This is a genomic window from Isoptericola jiangsuensis, from assembly GCF_048320105.1.
Lineage (GTDB): Bacteria > Actinomycetota > Actinomycetes > Actinomycetales > Cellulomonadaceae > Isoptericola > Isoptericola jiangsuensis_A.
The window spans coordinates 1390488-1406626 of sequence record NZ_CP182942.1; the positions used below are offsets into that span (position 1 = coordinate 1390488).

At 71.5% G+C, this 16139-nt stretch carries 11 protein-coding genes; all 11 read right to left on the reverse strand.

Going from position 1 to position 16139, the window contains the following annotated elements:
- Window positions 1–1016: 1016 nt before the first annotated feature.
- Window positions 1017–1472: a DUF6113 family protein gene (locus ACNHYB_RS06605; protein WP_418277620.1), complete on the reverse strand. Its 456-nt coding sequence runs from the start codon at window positions 1470–1472 to the stop codon at window positions 1017–1019.
- Window positions 1469–2458, reverse strand: a complete 990-nt coding sequence (locus ACNHYB_RS06610; RefSeq protein WP_418277622.1) for a PIG-L family deacetylase — start codon at window positions 2456–2458, stop codon at window positions 1469–1471. The genes ACNHYB_RS06605 and ACNHYB_RS06610 overlap by 4 nt, the downstream gene beginning before the upstream one ends.
- A gap of 1 nt (window position 2459) precedes the next feature.
- Window positions 2460–4370, reverse strand: coding sequence for a translational GTPase TypA (typA, locus tag ACNHYB_RS06615; RefSeq protein ID WP_418277623.1), 1911 nt, complete (start codon window positions 4368–4370; stop codon window positions 2460–2462).
- Window positions 4371–4425: 55 nt separating this feature from the next.
- Complete coding sequence (locus ACNHYB_RS06620) at window positions 4426–6180, reverse strand: BCCT family transporter (RefSeq protein WP_418277625.1); 1755 nt, start codon at window positions 6178–6180, stop codon at window positions 4426–4428.
- A gap of 107 nt (window positions 6181–6287) precedes the next feature.
- Entirely contained in the window at window positions 6288–8048 is a 1761-nt protein-coding gene (locus ACNHYB_RS06625; protein WP_418277627.1) for a dipeptide ABC transporter ATP-binding protein, read from the reverse strand.
- A complete protein-coding gene (locus tag ACNHYB_RS06630) occupies window positions 8045–9019 on the reverse strand; it encodes an ABC transporter permease (protein WP_418277628.1) in 975 nt (324 codons plus the stop codon). The genes ACNHYB_RS06625 and ACNHYB_RS06630 overlap by 4 nt, the downstream gene beginning before the upstream one ends.
- Window positions 9012–9938, reverse strand: a complete 927-nt coding sequence (locus ACNHYB_RS06635; RefSeq protein ID WP_418277630.1) for an ABC transporter permease — start codon at window positions 9936–9938, stop codon at window positions 9012–9014. The genes ACNHYB_RS06630 and ACNHYB_RS06635 overlap by 8 nt, the downstream gene beginning before the upstream one ends.
- 226 nt (window positions 9939–10164) lie before the next feature.
- The gene (locus tag ACNHYB_RS06640; RefSeq protein WP_418277631.1) at window positions 10165–11679 is read right to left on the reverse strand and encodes a peptide ABC transporter substrate-binding protein; all 1515 of its coding nucleotides are present in this window, start codon (window positions 11677–11679) and stop codon (window positions 10165–10167) included.
- A gap of 342 nt (window positions 11680–12021) precedes the next feature.
- Window positions 12022–13893 (reverse strand): ABC transporter substrate-binding protein, encoded by a 1872-nt coding sequence (locus ACNHYB_RS06645; RefSeq protein ID WP_418277632.1) that lies wholly within the window; start codon window positions 13891–13893, stop codon window positions 12022–12024.
- 49 nt (window positions 13894–13942) lie between these two features.
- Window positions 13943–15028 (reverse strand): redox-regulated ATPase YchF, encoded by a 1086-nt coding sequence (gene ychF, locus ACNHYB_RS06650; RefSeq protein WP_418277634.1) that lies wholly within the window; start codon window positions 15026–15028, stop codon window positions 13943–13945.
- Window positions 15029–15080: 52 nt separating this feature from the next.
- Window positions 15081–16133, reverse strand: a complete 1053-nt coding sequence (locus tag ACNHYB_RS06655) for a GNAT family N-acetyltransferase (RefSeq protein WP_418277636.1) — start codon at window positions 16131–16133, stop codon at window positions 15081–15083.
- Window positions 16134–16139: the final 6 nt, after the last annotated feature.

Below are 16139 nucleotides of genomic sequence, written 5' to 3' on the forward strand. Positions count from 1 at the left end.
CGGGGGGCTGGGCCGAGCCGGCGGAGGGCTGGGCCTGCGACGAGAACTGCCTGGTCGGGTCCTGCCCGGCCGCTCCCGCGGCCCGAGCCCCCGCGGCCCCCGCGGCCCCCGACGCTGCGACCGCCGGGATCGCCTGCGTGGGTGTCCCGGCCGACGCCGACGACGGGCGCCCCGTGGGCGCGGCGACGATGCCGAGGCGACGTTCCTCGTAACGGCGTACCTGCGGCTGATAGGGCGTCGACTCGTCATCGGAGCTGTCCGCGGTGCTGTCCTCGGCGCTGTCCTCGGCGCTCGACGTCCCCCCGGCGTCCGCGGCCGGTGCCGGGGTGGACGGCGGCTTCCTGGAGGCAGGCGAAGCGGAGGCGGAGGCGGACGAGGCCGCGGCAGTCGGGGTCGAGGCGGACGGCGTCGAGGCGGACGGCGTCGAGGCGGACGGTGTCGAGGCGGCGGGCGACGTCGTGGGCGCCGGGGTGGCCGCCGGCGCGACGCCCGGCGACGGGACTGCGCGGGAAGCCTGCGGCGGAGCCTCTGCGCCGGGTGCTGCTGTGGCCCGCGAAGCCGGCGGCGGAGGTGACGGCGAAGCAGGTGCCGACGACGCGGTGGGCGCGGGCGCGGCGGCCGGGCGGGCAACCGCGGTCGGCGACGCGGCCGACGAGGCGGTCGGTGCGGGGGCCGCAGCCGGGGACGCGGCCCCTGCCGGCGACGTGGCCACCGCCGGCGACGTGGCGGACGAGGCGGACGGCGCCGGAGCGGAGGTGGCCGGCGGCGTGCGCCGTGGGAGCGCCAGCGGCGACGTCGCGGACGACGCACCAGCGGGCGACCCGGCTCCGCGAGGCGGCGAGGCAGGAGTCGACGACGGGTCCTCGGCGCCCGACGACGACGATCCGTCGGGACCGGACTGGTTCTGGTCGCCGTCGGTCGGCTGGCCCATCGACACGCTCCGTGCTGGTTCTCGAAGGAGGCGTCTGCCCCGGGGGACGTCCTGCTCGCGACGGGTTTCCGCGCGAGTAGTGATCCTACTCGTGGTGTCGAGCCGGGTGCGGGGCAGGATCGGTGCCGCGTTCCGGGGCGACCTGGTCGGAGAACCACCGGGACGGCAGGAAAGCCGCCACGGCGAACAGCACCAGGCCGCCGTAGGTCCACACGTAGCCGGTCAGGTCGGCGGGGACGAGGACGTCACCGCCAGGGCCGGTGGTCGCGAGCAGCTGGACGACGACGAGCCACCCGGCGCCGGCCGCGAGCAGGGTGGACAGACCCGACCACGCGCGGCACATCATCGCGGCCGAGACCGTCAGGAGGAGGGCGAGCACCAGCCCGCCCGGCAGGTCGGCCCACTGCGTGCGATGGGCGACCGTGCCGATCAGCCCGACGGCTCCCCCGAGGACGACGGCCATGAGGACCCGGACGACGACGCCGAGGAGCCCGGCCCGCTCGGTCCGCGGCGGGGCGTGGTGGGGGGTGGGCGCGCTCACCGTGCCGAGCCTACCGGCGCCGTCGCACCTTTCCCGGCGTCACCACCGACGACGCGCAGGTGCGCGACGGCCAGGACCGGCGCCAGCTCGTCGTTGCTCAGGGCGTACCGGGCGACCACGCCGGGAGCGTCCAGGGGTGCGACCTGCTGGACCTGGGTGCGGTGCGCCCGCAGCGCCGCCAGCAGGGGGTCGAGCACTGCGGCGACGTCGACCTCCACGACGCCCTCGCCGGGCCCCCGACCGGTCACCTCACCGTCCGCGACGGCCACGGGGGGCAGCTCGCCGTCCGGGTCGGGCAGCGTGAAGCCGTCGGCGAGCAGCCGGCGCACCCCCGGGTCCGCGCCGAGCGTCGCACGGGCGGCACGGACGGCCGAGGACGGTGCCACGACCTCCCACCGGGTCGCCGCCCACGGGCCGCCCGGCAGGGGCGCCGTGGCGTCGGCGGCGAGCTCCAGCGCCCGCACGGTCACGTCGTGCGCCCGGACGTGGTCCGGGTGCCCGTAGCCTCCGCCGGCCTCGTAGGTCACGACGACGGCGGGACGTCGGTCACGGACGACGGCGGCGAGCCGGGAGGCCGCGTCGTCGAGCGGGGCGCGCACGAACGCCGCCGGGCCGGAGTCCGGCGCCGGCCCGGCGACGCCGGGACCGACCCACGCCATGCCGGAGTCCTCGAGGCGGACGGGGGTGCCGTCGTCGTGCCCCCCGACCGCGTCGAGGAACACGTGGTCCGTCACCCCCAGTGCCGCCAGGGCCGCGTGGAGCTCCCGCTCGCGGTGCACGGCCAGCGCAGGCCCGTCACCCGCCAGGTGCGCGAGCCCGGTCGGGTGCGAGGCGGAGTCGATCACCTCGCCCCGCTCGCCCCGGGTGCACGTCACCACGCAGGTCGCCTCCCCCGCCCGGGCCCACGCGGCGAGCAGCGCACCCGTGGCGAGCGTCTCGTCGTCCGGGTGCGCGTGCACCGCCAGCAGCGGGCCCGACGGCGTCACGTCAGGCGCGCTTGGCCCGCGCCGCCGCGCGCGCACGCTCGGTGGCGTCGAGCGCCACCTTGCGGATGCGCACGACCTCGGGGGTGACCTCGACGCACTCGTCCTCGGCGGTGAACTCCAGGGACTCCTCGAGGGTGAGCTTGCGCGGCGGCACCAGGTTCTCGAAGCTGTCGGCCGACGCGGACCGCATGTTCGTCAGCTTCTTCTCCTTGGTGATGTTGACGTCCATGTCCTCGTTGCGGGAGTTCTCACCGACGATCATTCCCTCGTAGACCTCCTGCGTGGGCTCGACGAAGAACGAGCCGCGCTCCTGCAGGTTGATCATGGCGAACGGGGTGACGACGCCGGACCGGTCCGCGACCAGCGAGCCCGTCGCCCGGGACTCGATGACGCCGTGCCACGGCTCGTAGCCCTCCGACAGGGAGGAGGCGATGCCGGTGCCGCGCGTCTCGGTGAGGAACCGGGTGCGGAAGCCGATGAGACCGCGGGCCGGGACGACGAACTCCATGCGGACCCAGCCGGTGCCGTGGTTGCTCATGGTCTCCATGCGGCCCTTGCGCTGGGCGAGGAGCTGGGTCACGGCACCGAGGTACTCGTCCGGCACGTCGATGGTCATCCGCTCCATCGGCTCGTGGCGCTTGCCGTCGACGTCCTTGGTGACGACCTGCGGCTTGCCGACCGTCAGCTCGAAGCCCTCGCGGCGCATCTGCTCGACCAGGATGGCCAGCGCCAGCTCACCGCGGCCCTGCACCTCCCAGGCGTCGGGACGGGCGGTGGGCAGCACGCGCAGCGACACGTTGCCGACGAGCTCGGCGTCGAGGCGGTCCTTGACCTGGCGCGCCGTGACCTTGTGGCCCTTGCCGCCCTTGCCCGCCAGCGGCGAGGTGTTGATCCCGATGGTCATCGAGATCGCCGGGTCGTCGACGGTGATGAGCGGCAGGGGCCGCGGGTCGTCGGCGTCGGTCAGGGTCTCGCCGATCATGATGTCGGCGATGCCGGCGACGGCGACGATGTCGCCCGGGCCGGCCGACTCCGCCGGGACGCGCGTGAGCGCTTCGGTGCGGAGCAGCTCGGTGATGCGTACCTGGGTGAGCGTGCCGTCGTGGCGCGCCCAGGCGACCGTCTGCCCCTTGCGCAGGGTGCCGTTGAAGACGCGCAGCAGGGCGAGACGCCCGAGGAACGGCGAGGCGTCGAGGTTGGTGACGTGCGCCTGCAGCGGGTGGCCCTCGTCGTAGGTCGGCGCCGGGATGTTCTGCAGGATGGTGGAGAACAGCGGCTCGAGGTCCTCGTTCGCGGGCAGCGCGCCGTCGGCGGGCTGCTCGACGGAGGCGCGGCCGGCCTTGGCGGAGGCGTACACGACCGGCACGTCCAGGACGGCGTCGAGGTCGAGGTCGGGGACCTCGTCGGACAGGTCGCTCGCGAGCCCGAGCAGGAGGTCGGTCGCCTCGGCGACGACCTCGGTGATGCGCGAGTCGGGGCGGTCGACCTTGTTGACGACGATGATGACCGGCAGCTTGGCGGCGAGGGCCTTGCGCAGCACGAAGCGCGTCTGCGGCAGGGGCCCCTCGGACGCGTCGACGAGCAGCACGACGCCGTCGACCATCGACAGGCCGCGCTCGACCTCGCCGCCGAAGTCGGCGTGGCCCGGGGTGTCGATGACGTTGATGGTGATCCCACCGGGCTCGCCGGCCGCTGCGGCGGCAGGACCCGCGTACCGGACCGCGGTGTTCTTGGCGAGGATCGTGATGCCCTTCTCACGCTCCAGGTCGCCGGAGTCCATGACCCGGTCGTCGACGTGCTGGTGCGCGCTGAACGCGCCGGCCTGGCGCAGCATGGCGTCCACGAGGGTCGTCTTGCCGTGGTCGACGTGGGCGACGATCGCCACGTTGCGCAGGTCTGAGCGCACAGACATCAACGGTTCTCTTTCCGTGGGAGGTTGGCCGCCGGGACCCCGGGGCCGATCCATCCTACCCGGTAGGTCCGTCGTCGTCTGCGGTTCCGGGGCGTCGGCGACGTGGCCCTCGCCACCGTCGCCGGCGCGCCGGACGGTCGTCCGTCACCACGGGGGTCTGCCCGGTGAGCTCGGAGAAGTGCTCCGTGACGTGCTCGGTGACGTGCTCGGTGACGTGCTCGGTGATCTCGCGGCGCCGCAGGCGCCGCTCCACCCGGGCCATCTCGCGGTGCTCGTCGCTCAGGGCCTTCCACACCGCCAGCGCCATGCCGATCATGACCAGGGTGAAGGGCAGGGCCGTGAGGATGGCGGCGGTCTGCAGGGACGCCAGGCCTCCCGCGTAGAGGAGCGCCATGGCGACGCCGCCCTCGAGGACCGCCCAGAACAGGCGGCTCCACAGCGGCGGGTTCTGGTCTCCCCCGTTGGCGAGCATGTCGACCACGAACGAGCCGGAGTCCGACGACGTCACGAAGAACACGATGACGAGGATCAGCGCGGCGACCGCCATGAACGGCCCGCCCGGCAGCGTGTCGAAGAGCTGGAACATGGCCGTGTCGCTGTTGACGACCATGTCGCCGGTGACCGGGTCCGGCGAGAGCATCGAGCCCGGGACGTTGCGCTCCTGGTGGATCGCCGACCCGCCGAAGACGCTGAACCAGACGGTCGAGACGATCATCGGCACCAGGAGCGTGCCCATGACGAACTCGCGCACCGTCCGGCCCCGGGAGATGCGGGCGATGAAGAGCCCCACGAAGGGCGCCCAGGAGATCCACCAGCCCCAGTAGAAGATCGTCCAGGCCGACTCCCACTCGAGGCCGGCCTCGCCCTGGTAGGCGAGGGTGTCGAACGTCATCATCATGACGTTCTGGAAGTAGAAGCCGATCGACTGCACCCACTCGCGCAGGATGAACAGCGAGGACCCGAGCACCAGCACCACGACCAGCAGCACCCCGGCGAGCATCATGTTGGCGTTGGACAGCCACTTGATGCCCTTCTCCAGCCCGGAGGCCACGGACAGGGCCGCCACCGCGGTGATCGCCGCGATGAGGCCCATCTCCAGGGCGAGCGTCGCCTCCGCGACCCCCAGGTACTCCAGGCCGGCGGCCACCTGCAGCACGCCGAACCCCAGCGAGGTCGCCACGCCGAACACCGTGCCGAAGATCGCCAGCACGTCGATGACGTTGCCGATCCAGCCCTTGACGCGGTCGCCGAGGATCGGCTCGAGCGCCCACCGGATCGACGCCGGACGGCCCTTGCGGTGGATGGCGTACGCCAGCGCCAGCCCGACGACGACGTAGATCCCCCAGGCGTGGAAACCCCAGTGCAGGTAAGTCTGCCCCATCGCCGTCTGCGCCAGGAACGGGTCCTCGCCCGTGACGCCGGGCTTGGGCGAGACGAAGTGCGCCAGCGGCTCCGCGACGCCGTAGTAGACCAGCCCGATGCCCATGCCTGTCGCGAACAGCATCGAGAACCACACCGGCAGCCTGAATTGCGGCTCCTCGTCGTCAGGACCCAGCGTGATCTCGCCGAACCGGCTCACCCCGACCCAGACGGCGAAGATGAGGAACACCGCCACGAGGACGATGTAGTACCAGCCGAAGCCGCTGATCACCTTCTCCTGAAGGGTCGACATCACCGCGGCCACGCCGTCGGCGAAGACCACGGTGACCAGCACGAAGAGGAGGATGAGTCCTCCGGCCGGGTAGAAGACTGCGGGTGCCAGGGTGGAGCGCCGACGTTCCATGGGGTTCACGATCACCCGGCTGCTCACGACCGGCAAGCGGGAACGCTGGTGAGCGGGAACGCTGGTGAGCGGGAACGCTGGTGAGCGGGGCCGTGGGCCCTGCTCACCAGCGTCCAGTGCCGGTCCTCGGGTTGTCAGCCCGCGATCGGGTCGACCTCCAGGGTCGCTCCCGGGATCGCCGCGAGCAGGTCGCGTGTGTACTGCTCGCGCGGGTTGTCGAACACCTCGTCCGTGGTCGCCTGCTCGACGACCTTGCCCTTCTGCATGACCACGACGTCGTCGGCGATCTGCCGGACGACGGCCAGGTCGTGCGTGATGAACAGGTACGACAGCCCCAGGTCCTCCTGGAGCTTGCCGAGCAGCTCGAGGATCTGCGCCTGGACCAGGACGTCCAGGGCGGACACGGCCTCGTCGAGGACGATGACCTCGGGCTGCAGGGCGAGCGCCCGCGCGATCGCGATGCGCTGGCGCTGGCCCCCCGACAGCTCGTTGGGGAACCGGCGCATGGCCGACTGCGGCAGCGCCACCATGTCGAGCAGCTCGCGCACGCGGGCCTCGCGCTGCTTGCGGGTGCCGACCTTGTGGAGCCGCAGCGGCTCCTCGATCGAGGAGTAGATCGAGTAGGTCGGGTCGAGGGACCCGTAGGGGTTCTGGAACACCGGCTGGATCCGACGACGGAACGCGAACGCCGCCTTCGGGTTCAGCGAGGCCACGTCGACGCCGTCGAACTCGACGACGCCCGACGTCGGCTCCAGCAGCCCCAGGACCATGTTCGCCGCCGTCGACTTGCCCGAGCCCGACTCCCCCACCAGCGCGAGGGTCTTGCCCCGCCCCAGACGGAAGGAGACGTCGTCGACCGCCTTGAAGTCCGTGTGGGAGCCCGGCCGGGAACCGCGGATCTGGAAGACCTTGGTGAGGTCCTTGGCCACGACGACGTCGTCCGGCGCCGCGGCGTCGACCTCCACCTCCCCGTGGTGGGCGATGAGCTGGTCGGACTCGTCGCCGTGCTCGTGCGCCACCTGGATCCGGCGGGACGCGAGCGACGGCGCCGAGGCGACGAGCCGACGGGTGTACGGGTGCTGCGGGTCGGCGAGGATCTGGCGTGCCGGACCGGACTCGACGACCCGTCCCTTGAACATCACCACGAGGTGCTCGGCGCGCTCCGCGGCCAGCCCCAGGTCGTGCGTGATGAACAGCACGGCCGTGCCCAGCTCCCGGGTCAGCTCCTCCAGGTGGTCGAGGATCTGGCGCTGCACGGTGACGTCGAGCGCCGAGGTGGGCTCGTCGGCGATGAGCAGCTTGGGCCGGGACGCGAGCCCGATGGCGATCAGCGCGCGCTGACGCATGCCGCCGGAGAACTCGTGGGGGTACTGCCGGGCGCGACGGGCGGCGTCCGGCAGGCCGGCCTCGGCCAGCAGCTCGGCGACGCGCTCCTTGCGCTCCGCCTTGCCCCCGGAGAACCCGTTCGCGCGCAGGGCCTCGTCGATCTGCGTCCCGATGCGCCACACCGGGTTGAGGTTCGACATCGGGTCCTGCGGCACGAGGCCGATGTCCCGGCCGCGCATCTCCTCGATCTGGCGCCGGGACAGCTCGGTGACCTCGTGGCCGTCGAACTTGATCGAGCCACCGGTCACCTTCCCGGTGCCGGGCAGCAGGTCGATGATGGCGTGAGCCGTCGTGGACTTGCCCGACCCGGACTCGCCCACGATCGCGACGGCCTGGCCGGGGTACACGGTGAGGTTGCCCCCGCGCACGGCCTTGACCTCGCCGCTCGTGGTCGTGAAGGAGACCTCCAGGTCGCGGATCTCGAGCAGCGGCTCGTCCGTGCCGGCCACGCCACGCGCCCCCTGCGGGGCGCCCTCGGTGCCGTCGGTCAGTGAGATCTGGTCTGTCATCGCTTCCGTGCCTTCGGGTCGAGGGCGTCGCGGACCACGTCACCCATCATGATGAAGCCGAGCACCGTCAGGGCCAGGCCGCCGGCCGGGTAGAAGAGGATCTGCGGCGCGACGCGGATCGAGCGCTGCGCGGCGGCGATGTCGCCGCCCCACGACACGACCGACGGGGGCAGACCGATCCCCAGGAAGCTCAGCGTCGCCTCGGCGACGATGAAGGTTCCCAGCGCGACCGTGGCGTAGACGATGATCGGCGCGGCCGAGTTCGGCAGGACGTGCCGCACCAGGATGCCGCCGCGACCCATGCCGAGCGAGCGCGCCGCGGTGACGAACTCGTTGTTCTTCACCGACATGACGGTGCCGCGGGTGATGCGGGCGATCGACGTCCACCCGAACGCGGCGAGCACGATGGCCACCGTGAACGAGGTGCGGGTCTCGGTGAGGCTCATGATCACGATCGCGGCGAGCACCAGCGGGACGGCGAAGAAGATGTCCGTCAGGCGCGAGAGCACCGTGTCGAACCAGCCGGCGAAGTAGCCGGCGACGGACCCGATGGCGGTACCGAGGATGACGACCATCGAGGTGGCGAGCACACCCACGACGACCGACGCCCGGGCGCCGTAGATGGTCCGGGAGTAGATGTCGCAGCCGAGGAAGTCGAACCCGAAGGGGTGCCCGGCCTGCGGACCCTGGAGCGAGTTCGACAGCTCGCAGTCGAGCCGGGGGTCCACCGAGGTGAACCAGCTCGGGAAGGCAGCCACGGTCACCACCAGGACGATGATGGCCGCCGCGACCCAGAACATGGGCCGACGGCGCATCTCGCGCCAGGCGTCGCGCCACATGTTCGACGGGACGTCGCTGGTGCGCACGGCGTCGACGGCTCCGAGGCCGCCCTCGTCGATCTCGGCGGCGAAGTGCTCCTGTCCACGGCGCGGCTTGCGCGCACCCGTGGTGTCGATGCGGTTCTCAGGCATAACGGATCCTCGGGTCGAGCGCGGCGTACAAGAGGTCGACGATCAGGTTCGCCGCGATGTAGACGAGCACCAGGACGGTGGTCAGCGACACGATGGTCACGTTCTCGCCCCGTTGGATCGCCTGGAAGAGCGTGCCTCCGACGCCGTTGATGTTGAAGATGCCCTCCGTGACGATCGCGCCGCCCATCAGGGCACCGAGGTCCGCCCCGAGGAAGGTCACGACCGGGATCAGCGAGTTGCGCAGCACGTGGCGCCCGGTGACCTGGGTCCGGTTCAGACCCTTGGCGCGCGCGGTGCGCACGTAGTCCGCGCTGAGGTTCTCGGCGACGGACGTGCGCGTCAGCCGGATCACGTAGGCGAACGACGTCGCCGCGAGCACGATGGCTGGTAGCAGCAACGAGTAGAACGTCGGATCTCGTCCCACGGTGACGGGGAAGACTCCGAGCTGGACGCCGAGGAAGAACTGCAGCACGAAGCCGATGACGAACGTCGGCACCGCGATGACGAAGAGGCTCAGCACGAGCACGGTGCTGTCGAACAGACCGCCCTTGCGCATCCCGGCGATGAGGCCGAAGAGCACACCGAAGACGGCCTCGATGACCAGTGCCATGACGGCGAGCTGGAAGGTCACGGGCAGGGCCCGGGTGATGACGTCCGTGATCTCCTGGCCACGGAAGTCGACACCGAAGTCGAGCGTGAAGACGCCCTTCATGAAGAGCAGGTACTGGATGATGAACGGTTCGTCCAGGTTGTACCGCTCACGGATCTGGTCCTGCACCGCTTCGGGGAGGCCACGCTCTCCGCCGAGCGCGGCCACGGGGTCACCGGGCCGCAGGAACACGAGGGCGTACAACAGCAGGGTCGCGCCGATGAACACAGGGATCACCTGGAGCAGCCTGCGTCCGAGATACCAGAGCATGCGTGTCTCTCCTCGTTCGCCCCGGGGTCTCCGGGACGACGGGTCATGGTCCCCGAGCTGTGCGCCAGGGGCGAGTGAGGAGGGCGGTCGCCGACGACGGCTCCCGCCCAGGGGTCAAGATGGTCGCCCGCGACCGTACGCGACGCAGGCCCTCCGGTGCCAGCCCAACGGCCGGCACGAACCCGTTGAACAGGTTCGTGCCGGCCGCTGAACGGTCAGACCGGGATCACTCGGACTTGGTGACCTGGTACAGGATCGGGTCGCTGTCCCACCCGAAGGCGACGTTGTCGACCGTCTCCGCGTAACCCGCGGTGGCGTTGTTGTACCAGAGCGGGATACCCGGCATGTCCTGGAACAGGATCTCCTGGGCCTGCTTGTAGATCTCGATGCCCTCCTCCGGCGAGGCGGCCTGGCCGGCCTCGGAGAGCAGAGCGTCGAACTCCTCGTTGGAGTACTGGGCGTCGTTCGAGCCGGCACCCGTGCCGTAGATCGGGCCGAGGAAGTTGCTCATCGACGGCCAGTCACCCTGCCAGCCACCGCGGAAGATGCCGGGCACCTCACCGCTGTCGCGGGCGTCCAGGAACTCGTCGAAGGTCGGGTACGGGTAGAACTCGCAGCCGATGTCGAGAGCGTTGCGGATCGTGTTGCACGCGGCGTCGACCCAGGTCTGGTGGTCCGAGTCGGCGTTGGACGCGATCTCCAGCGTGTAGTCGCCGATCGGGTCCATCTCCTCGGCCTGGTCCCACAGCTCCTTGGCGCCCTCGGCGTCGTAGGTCAGGACCTCCGAGCCCGGGATGTCCGAGGAGTAGCCGTCGATGACCGGGGACGTGAAGTCCGTCGCCGGGGTGCGGGTGCCCGCGAAGACGGTCTCGGTGACCTGGTCGCGGTCGATCGCCATGGAGATCGCCTGGCGACGCATCGTGCCGGCCTCGCCCTGGAACTCCTCGCGCCACTCCGGCACGTTGATGACCTGGACGACGGCGGCCGGCTGGTTGACGGCACGGTCACCGAGGTCGGACTCGAACGTCTGGAACGCCGAGGACGGCACGTTCGTGATGATGTCGAGGTTGTTGGCGAGCAGGTCGTTGTACGCCGTGTTCTCGTCGGTGTAGATGTTGATGTCGATGCCGCCGTTCTGCGGCGTGCGCGCACCCTGGTACTCCGGGTTCGGGCGCAGCGAGATGACGCTGTCGTGCGCCCACTCGTCGACCACGTAGGGGCCGTTGCCGATCGGGGTGTCGGCGTAGAGGTCGGGGTCCTCGAAGAACGCCTCGGGCATCGGCATGAAGGCCGAGTAGCCCAGCCACAGCTCGAAGTCGGAGGACGGCGCGACGAGCTCGGCGGTGAAGGTGAGGTCGTCGACGACCTCGACCGCGATCTCGGAGCTCTCGGCGTCGGACCAGCCGGCGAAGTCGTGGAAGAAGTACTGCTGGTTCTGCCCGTTGTCGAGGTCGGCGGTGTACTTCCACGCGTCGACGAAGCTCTGGGCGGTGACCGGGGTGCCGTCGTCGAACGTCCAACCATCCTTGATGGTGATCGTCCAGTTCTGGTTGTCCTCGGACTCGATGGACTCGGCCATCTCCATCTGGGTGGCGCCCTCGGCGTCGTAGTAGACCAGGCCGGCGAAGATGTTCTTCACGGCGAGGCCACCGCCGACCTCGTTGGTCATGCCGGGGGTGAGCGGGTTCTGCGGCTCGGTGCCGTTCACGGAGACGATGCCGGCGCTGGCACCGCTCTCCATGTCGTCCGATTCGGCCGTCTCTTCCTCACCGCTGCTGCCACAGGCGGAGAGCAGCAGGGCCGAGGTCAGCGCGAACGCGCCGATGCCTGCGATACGTCGTCGAGGTGTCACGTGTCCTCCAGTGTCGGGAGTGCCCGCCACGGCGTGGTGGCCGTGACCGGGTTTGAGCGGCCCGTGATGCGGTCCGCAGCAATTGCCGGGATACTACCTTGCACCTGGTGGCCCCGATCACGCATTCGCGGGGAAAGGGATTCAATCGTGACCTGACTGGTACAGGTCAGAAACACGGGCCCCCGAGCGCTGCACACCTTCACTCTGCGGCCGTCGGCGCGGAGTCGCACGTCAGGACGTGCGCACCCACGTCGCCGCGCTCCACGCGACGCCCTGGCGACCGGCGGTCGGCCGGACCCCCTCCACGTCGGACCGGTGGGCCTGGAGGCTCGGGTGAGCGAAGAGCGGGATGCTGAAGAGGGTGTCCCACAGCTGCTTCTCGATGGTCACCGTCTGCTCCTGCTGCACCGCCTCGTCCGTGGTCGCGCTCAGCGCCGCCCACGCCTCGTCCACCGTCGCGTCGGAGTACCCACCGTGATTCTGTGCGCCGACGGTGCCGGACACGGCCGCCCCGTCGGTGGCCGTACCGGAACCCACCCAGCCGAACAGGGCGACGTCGTGCACCCCGGCGTGCAGCACCGAGCGGTAGAAGTCCGGGTCGCCGGCGTCGACGACGTCGAACCCCACCCGGTCGCAGGACGCCTTGATCGCCGCGACCACCTGCGCACGGCGCAGGTTCGGCGCCGGATAGCTGATCCGCACCTCGGTCCCCGGGGTGAGACCCGCTGCGGCGAACCTGTCCGCGGCGAGGTCCAGGTCGACGTCGTCGAAGCGCCCGTCGTAGGACGCCTCGACGACGTCGTCGTAGCCCGGCTCGAAGGGGTACACCTCGCGCGCGTCCATGACGACCGCGTCCTCGTCGAGCGGCCGGACCAGCTCGTCGACGATCTGCCGACGGGGCACGCAGTAGGCGAAGGCCTCGCGGGCCTCCAGGCTGTCCGCGAAGACGCCCTGACGGAAGTTGAAGTCCAGGTGCTCAGCGGTGAAGGTCGACCCCGTGGAGACCGTGACCGCCCCGCCGATCTGCTCGAGCTGGGTGAGGTTCTCCACGGAGGCCGGCGGCTCGACGACGTCCAGCACGCCGTCCTGGACGGCACGGACCAGCCCGTCCGCGGAGGTGCTGCGGAAGGTGATCTCCCGGGTGGCGGGCGGGGTGCCCCAGTAGGACTCGTTCGCGACCAGGGTGGTCGCACCGGGCTCCCCCGCGTCCTGGCCCGCGTCGGCCAGGGCGTACCGGCCCGACGACGGCACCAGCGAGGCGTCCGGCACCGCACCCGGCTCGAACGACCAGCCGGAGCTCCAGAACTCGGCGGCCGGGCCGAGCACCGCAAGGTCCGGCTCCTGGATCGCCGCGACCAGCTCGTCGACGGTGACACCCGCGTGGGCGGCCACCACGTGGGCGGGCAGCGGGGCCGAGACGAGGGTCTGCCAGTCGGCGTAGTCACGCTCGAACTCGTACCGGACCTCCTTCGCGTCGGCCGACGCCGCCTGCGGTCCGGCCGGCACCTCGTCGCCGAAGGTCAGCCCGGCGGTGTGGTCGAACAGCGCGGTGGCGCCGTCGGCCACGCTGTCGACCACCGTGCCGTCCGTCGTGATCGCCTGGGTCGCCCAGTCCAGGAGGAGGTCCGCCGCGGTGACCGGGACACCGTCGGACCAGACGGCGTCGGCGTCGATCGTGTACTCGACCTGCAGCGGGTCGGAGGACACGACCTCGTAGGTCCCGAACTCGGTGTCCCGACAGACCGTGCCGTCCGCGCCCCAGTACCAGAAGGAGCCGAGCACGCGGTCCATGACGGCCTCGTTCACCGTCGAGTCCGCACCACGGGCCCGGGTGTTGTACCCGGTCAGCTCCGCCTCGCCCGCCGAGGTGGTGATCGCGTCGGCGGCGGGTCCGACGGACCCCGGGTCCTCGCCCGGGGTGAGGCACGGGTCCGCCGGTGCCTCCGCCGGGGCGGACGCCGAGGTGCTCGGCGGGGGTGCAGGGTCCGGCCGGGGGCTCTCGGAGGTGCAGGCCGTCAGCGCCAGCACCCCGGCGACCAGCAGCGCGACCGCGCCCCGGCGCCTCGTGGTCACCTGTCGTCCGAGGGCAGGGGCTGCGATCACAGGGTCAGCGTAGGGCGCCCGACGCGACCTCGGCACACCCGTCGTCCGGTCAGACGTTGAACCGGAACTCCACCACGTCGCCGTCGGACATGACGTAGTCCTTGCCCTCGACGCGGGCCTTGCCGGCGGCCCGGGCACCAGCGACGGAACCGGCCTCGACGAGGTCGTCGAAGGAGACCACCTCGGCCTTGATGAAGCCGCGCTCGAAGTCCGTGTGGATGACGCCGGCCGCCTGGGGCGCCGTCCACCCCTTGCGGATCGTCCAGGCGCGGGCCTCCTTGGGGCCGGCGGTCAGGTACGTCTGCAGACCGAGGGTGTCGAAGCCGACGCGGGCGAGCTGGTCGAGCCCCGCCTCCTCCTGGCCCGTCTCGGCGAGCATCTCGGCGGCCTCCGCCGGTTCGAGCTCGACGAGCTCGGCCTCGAACTTCGCGTCGAGGAAGATCGCGTGCGCCGGCGCGACGAGCTCGCGCAGCCGCTCCTGCATCGCCGTGTCGGCCAGGCCGGCGTCGTCGGTGTTGAACACGTAGATGAACGGCTTGGCCGTCATGAGCTGCAGGGAGGCGATCTCGGCGAGGTCGAGCCCGGCGGCGGCGGCGCCCTGGAAGAGGGTGGTGCCGGCCTCGAGGATCTCCTGGGCCTGCTTCGCCGCGGCGAAGAGGACCGGGTCGCCCTTCTTGATCTTGACCTCCTTCTCCATCCGCGGCAGCGCCTTCTCCAGGGTCTGCAGGTCCGCGAGGACGAGCTCGGTGGAGATCGTCTCGATGTCGCCGGACGCGTCCGTGGAGCCCTCGACGCGGACGACGTCGCCGTCGTCGAACGCACGCGTCACCTGGCAGATCGCGTCCGCCTCACGGATGTTGGCCAGGAACTTGTTGCCCAGGCCCTCGCCCTCCGACGCACCCTTGACGATGCCGGCGATGTCGACGAACGACACCGTCGCCGGCATCGTGCGCTCCGAGGAGAAGACCTCCGCGAGCCTGTCCAGCCGCGCGTCCGGCAACGGCACCACCCCGACGTTCGGCTCGATCGTCGCGAACGGGTAATTCGCGGCGAGCACGGAGTTGCGGGTCAGTGCGTTGAAGAGGGTGGACTTGCCGACGTTGGGCAGGCCGACGATGCCGATAGTGAGTGCCACGTCGGCCCATCCTACGCGTCGGCCGGGACCGGGCTCCGAGCGAACCGGGCGCTCAGTCGACGACGACGTCGCGGTGCCAGGACTCCGTGACGTACTTCGTACGCCATCCCAGGTGGCGGTACAGGCCCTCGGCGCCGGTGGGGCTGTCGGCGTCGACCTCGAGGCCCACCCGGTTGCGACCGCGGGACGCCGCGTCGGCGACGACCGTGTGCAGCATCGCGGTGGCGACACCGCGGCCACGCGCCCGCGGCGTCGTCCCGAGGTAGTCGACGTACGTGCCCTCGGCGCCGTCGTCGTCCGCCGGGGAGACCGTGGCGACCAGGGCCCCGGCCGCGACGGGCTCGGCGTCCGGGTCCTGCGGGTCGTCCACGAAGGCCAGCCACCAGTGGTTCCACCGGTGCCCGGGATCCTCCCGCAGGCGCTGCACGAACTCGGCGAAGCTCTCCATGTAGGAGTTGAAGTGGTCGCGGAACGCCTCCTCGAGCACGCGGTGCACCGCCGTGAGGTCCTCGGCCACGGGCGTGCCGTTCTCGTGGTGGGCCACCTGGCGCACGGTCACGCCCTCCTTCGGGCCCGGGAGCGCCCCGGGGGCGTCCTCCCCCGCGACGACCGGTCGCGTCATCTGCCACCACGACCGGGCCCGGCGGAACCCGGCGGCCTCCAGCCACGCGCGTCCGACGTCGTCCGCGGCGAACGCTCCCGCGTCGAGCTGCGTCGCGTCCTGCTGGCGCACCCGGGCGAAGTCCCGGCCGGCGTCGGCCAGCCAGGCGTAGCACCAGGCGGCGAGACGGTCCTGCAGGTCACGCTCCAGCTCGCGGTCGACCTCGACGCCGATGACGGCGCGTCCGGCGGCGCGGTCGTGGGCGTGCGCCCAGGCGCGGGCCACGCCGTCGACGTCCTTGACGACCACCTGGCGTCGCGTCCACGACATCTGGCCGGCCACCTCGGCCTCCACGGTCGCGGTGTCGAAGCCCGCCGAGCCGGTGAAGGGTTCGGCCTGCCGCCCGCGCAGCTCCCCCAGCCGGGGCACGTCGTCGAGGTCGGGGACCACCGCCGTCCAGTCGTCGGGCAGGGTCGGGGAAGGTCGGTCGTTCACAGAGCTCACGCCCCC

Excerpts from the sequence above, each read along its gene's own strand:
- typA (WP_418277623.1), bottom strand. The coding sequence starts at position 4,370 with ATGTCTGTGCGCTCAGACCTGCGCAACGTGGCGATCGTCGCCCACGTC.
- ACNHYB_RS06625 (WP_418277627.1), bottom strand. The coding sequence starts at position 8,048 with ATGACAGACCAGATCTCACTGACCGACGGCACCGAGGGCGCCCCGCAG.
- ACNHYB_RS06630 (WP_418277628.1), bottom strand. The coding sequence starts at position 9,019 with ATGCCTGAGAACCGCATCGACACCACGGGTGCGCGCAAGCCGCGCCGT.
- ACNHYB_RS06635 (WP_418277630.1), bottom strand. The coding sequence starts at position 9,938 with ATGCTCTGGTATCTCGGACGCAGGCTGCTCCAGGTGATCCCTGTGTTC.
- ACNHYB_RS06640 (WP_418277631.1), bottom strand. The coding sequence starts at position 11,679 with ATGGAGAGCGGTGCCAGCGCCGGCATCGTCTCCGTGAACGGCACCGAG.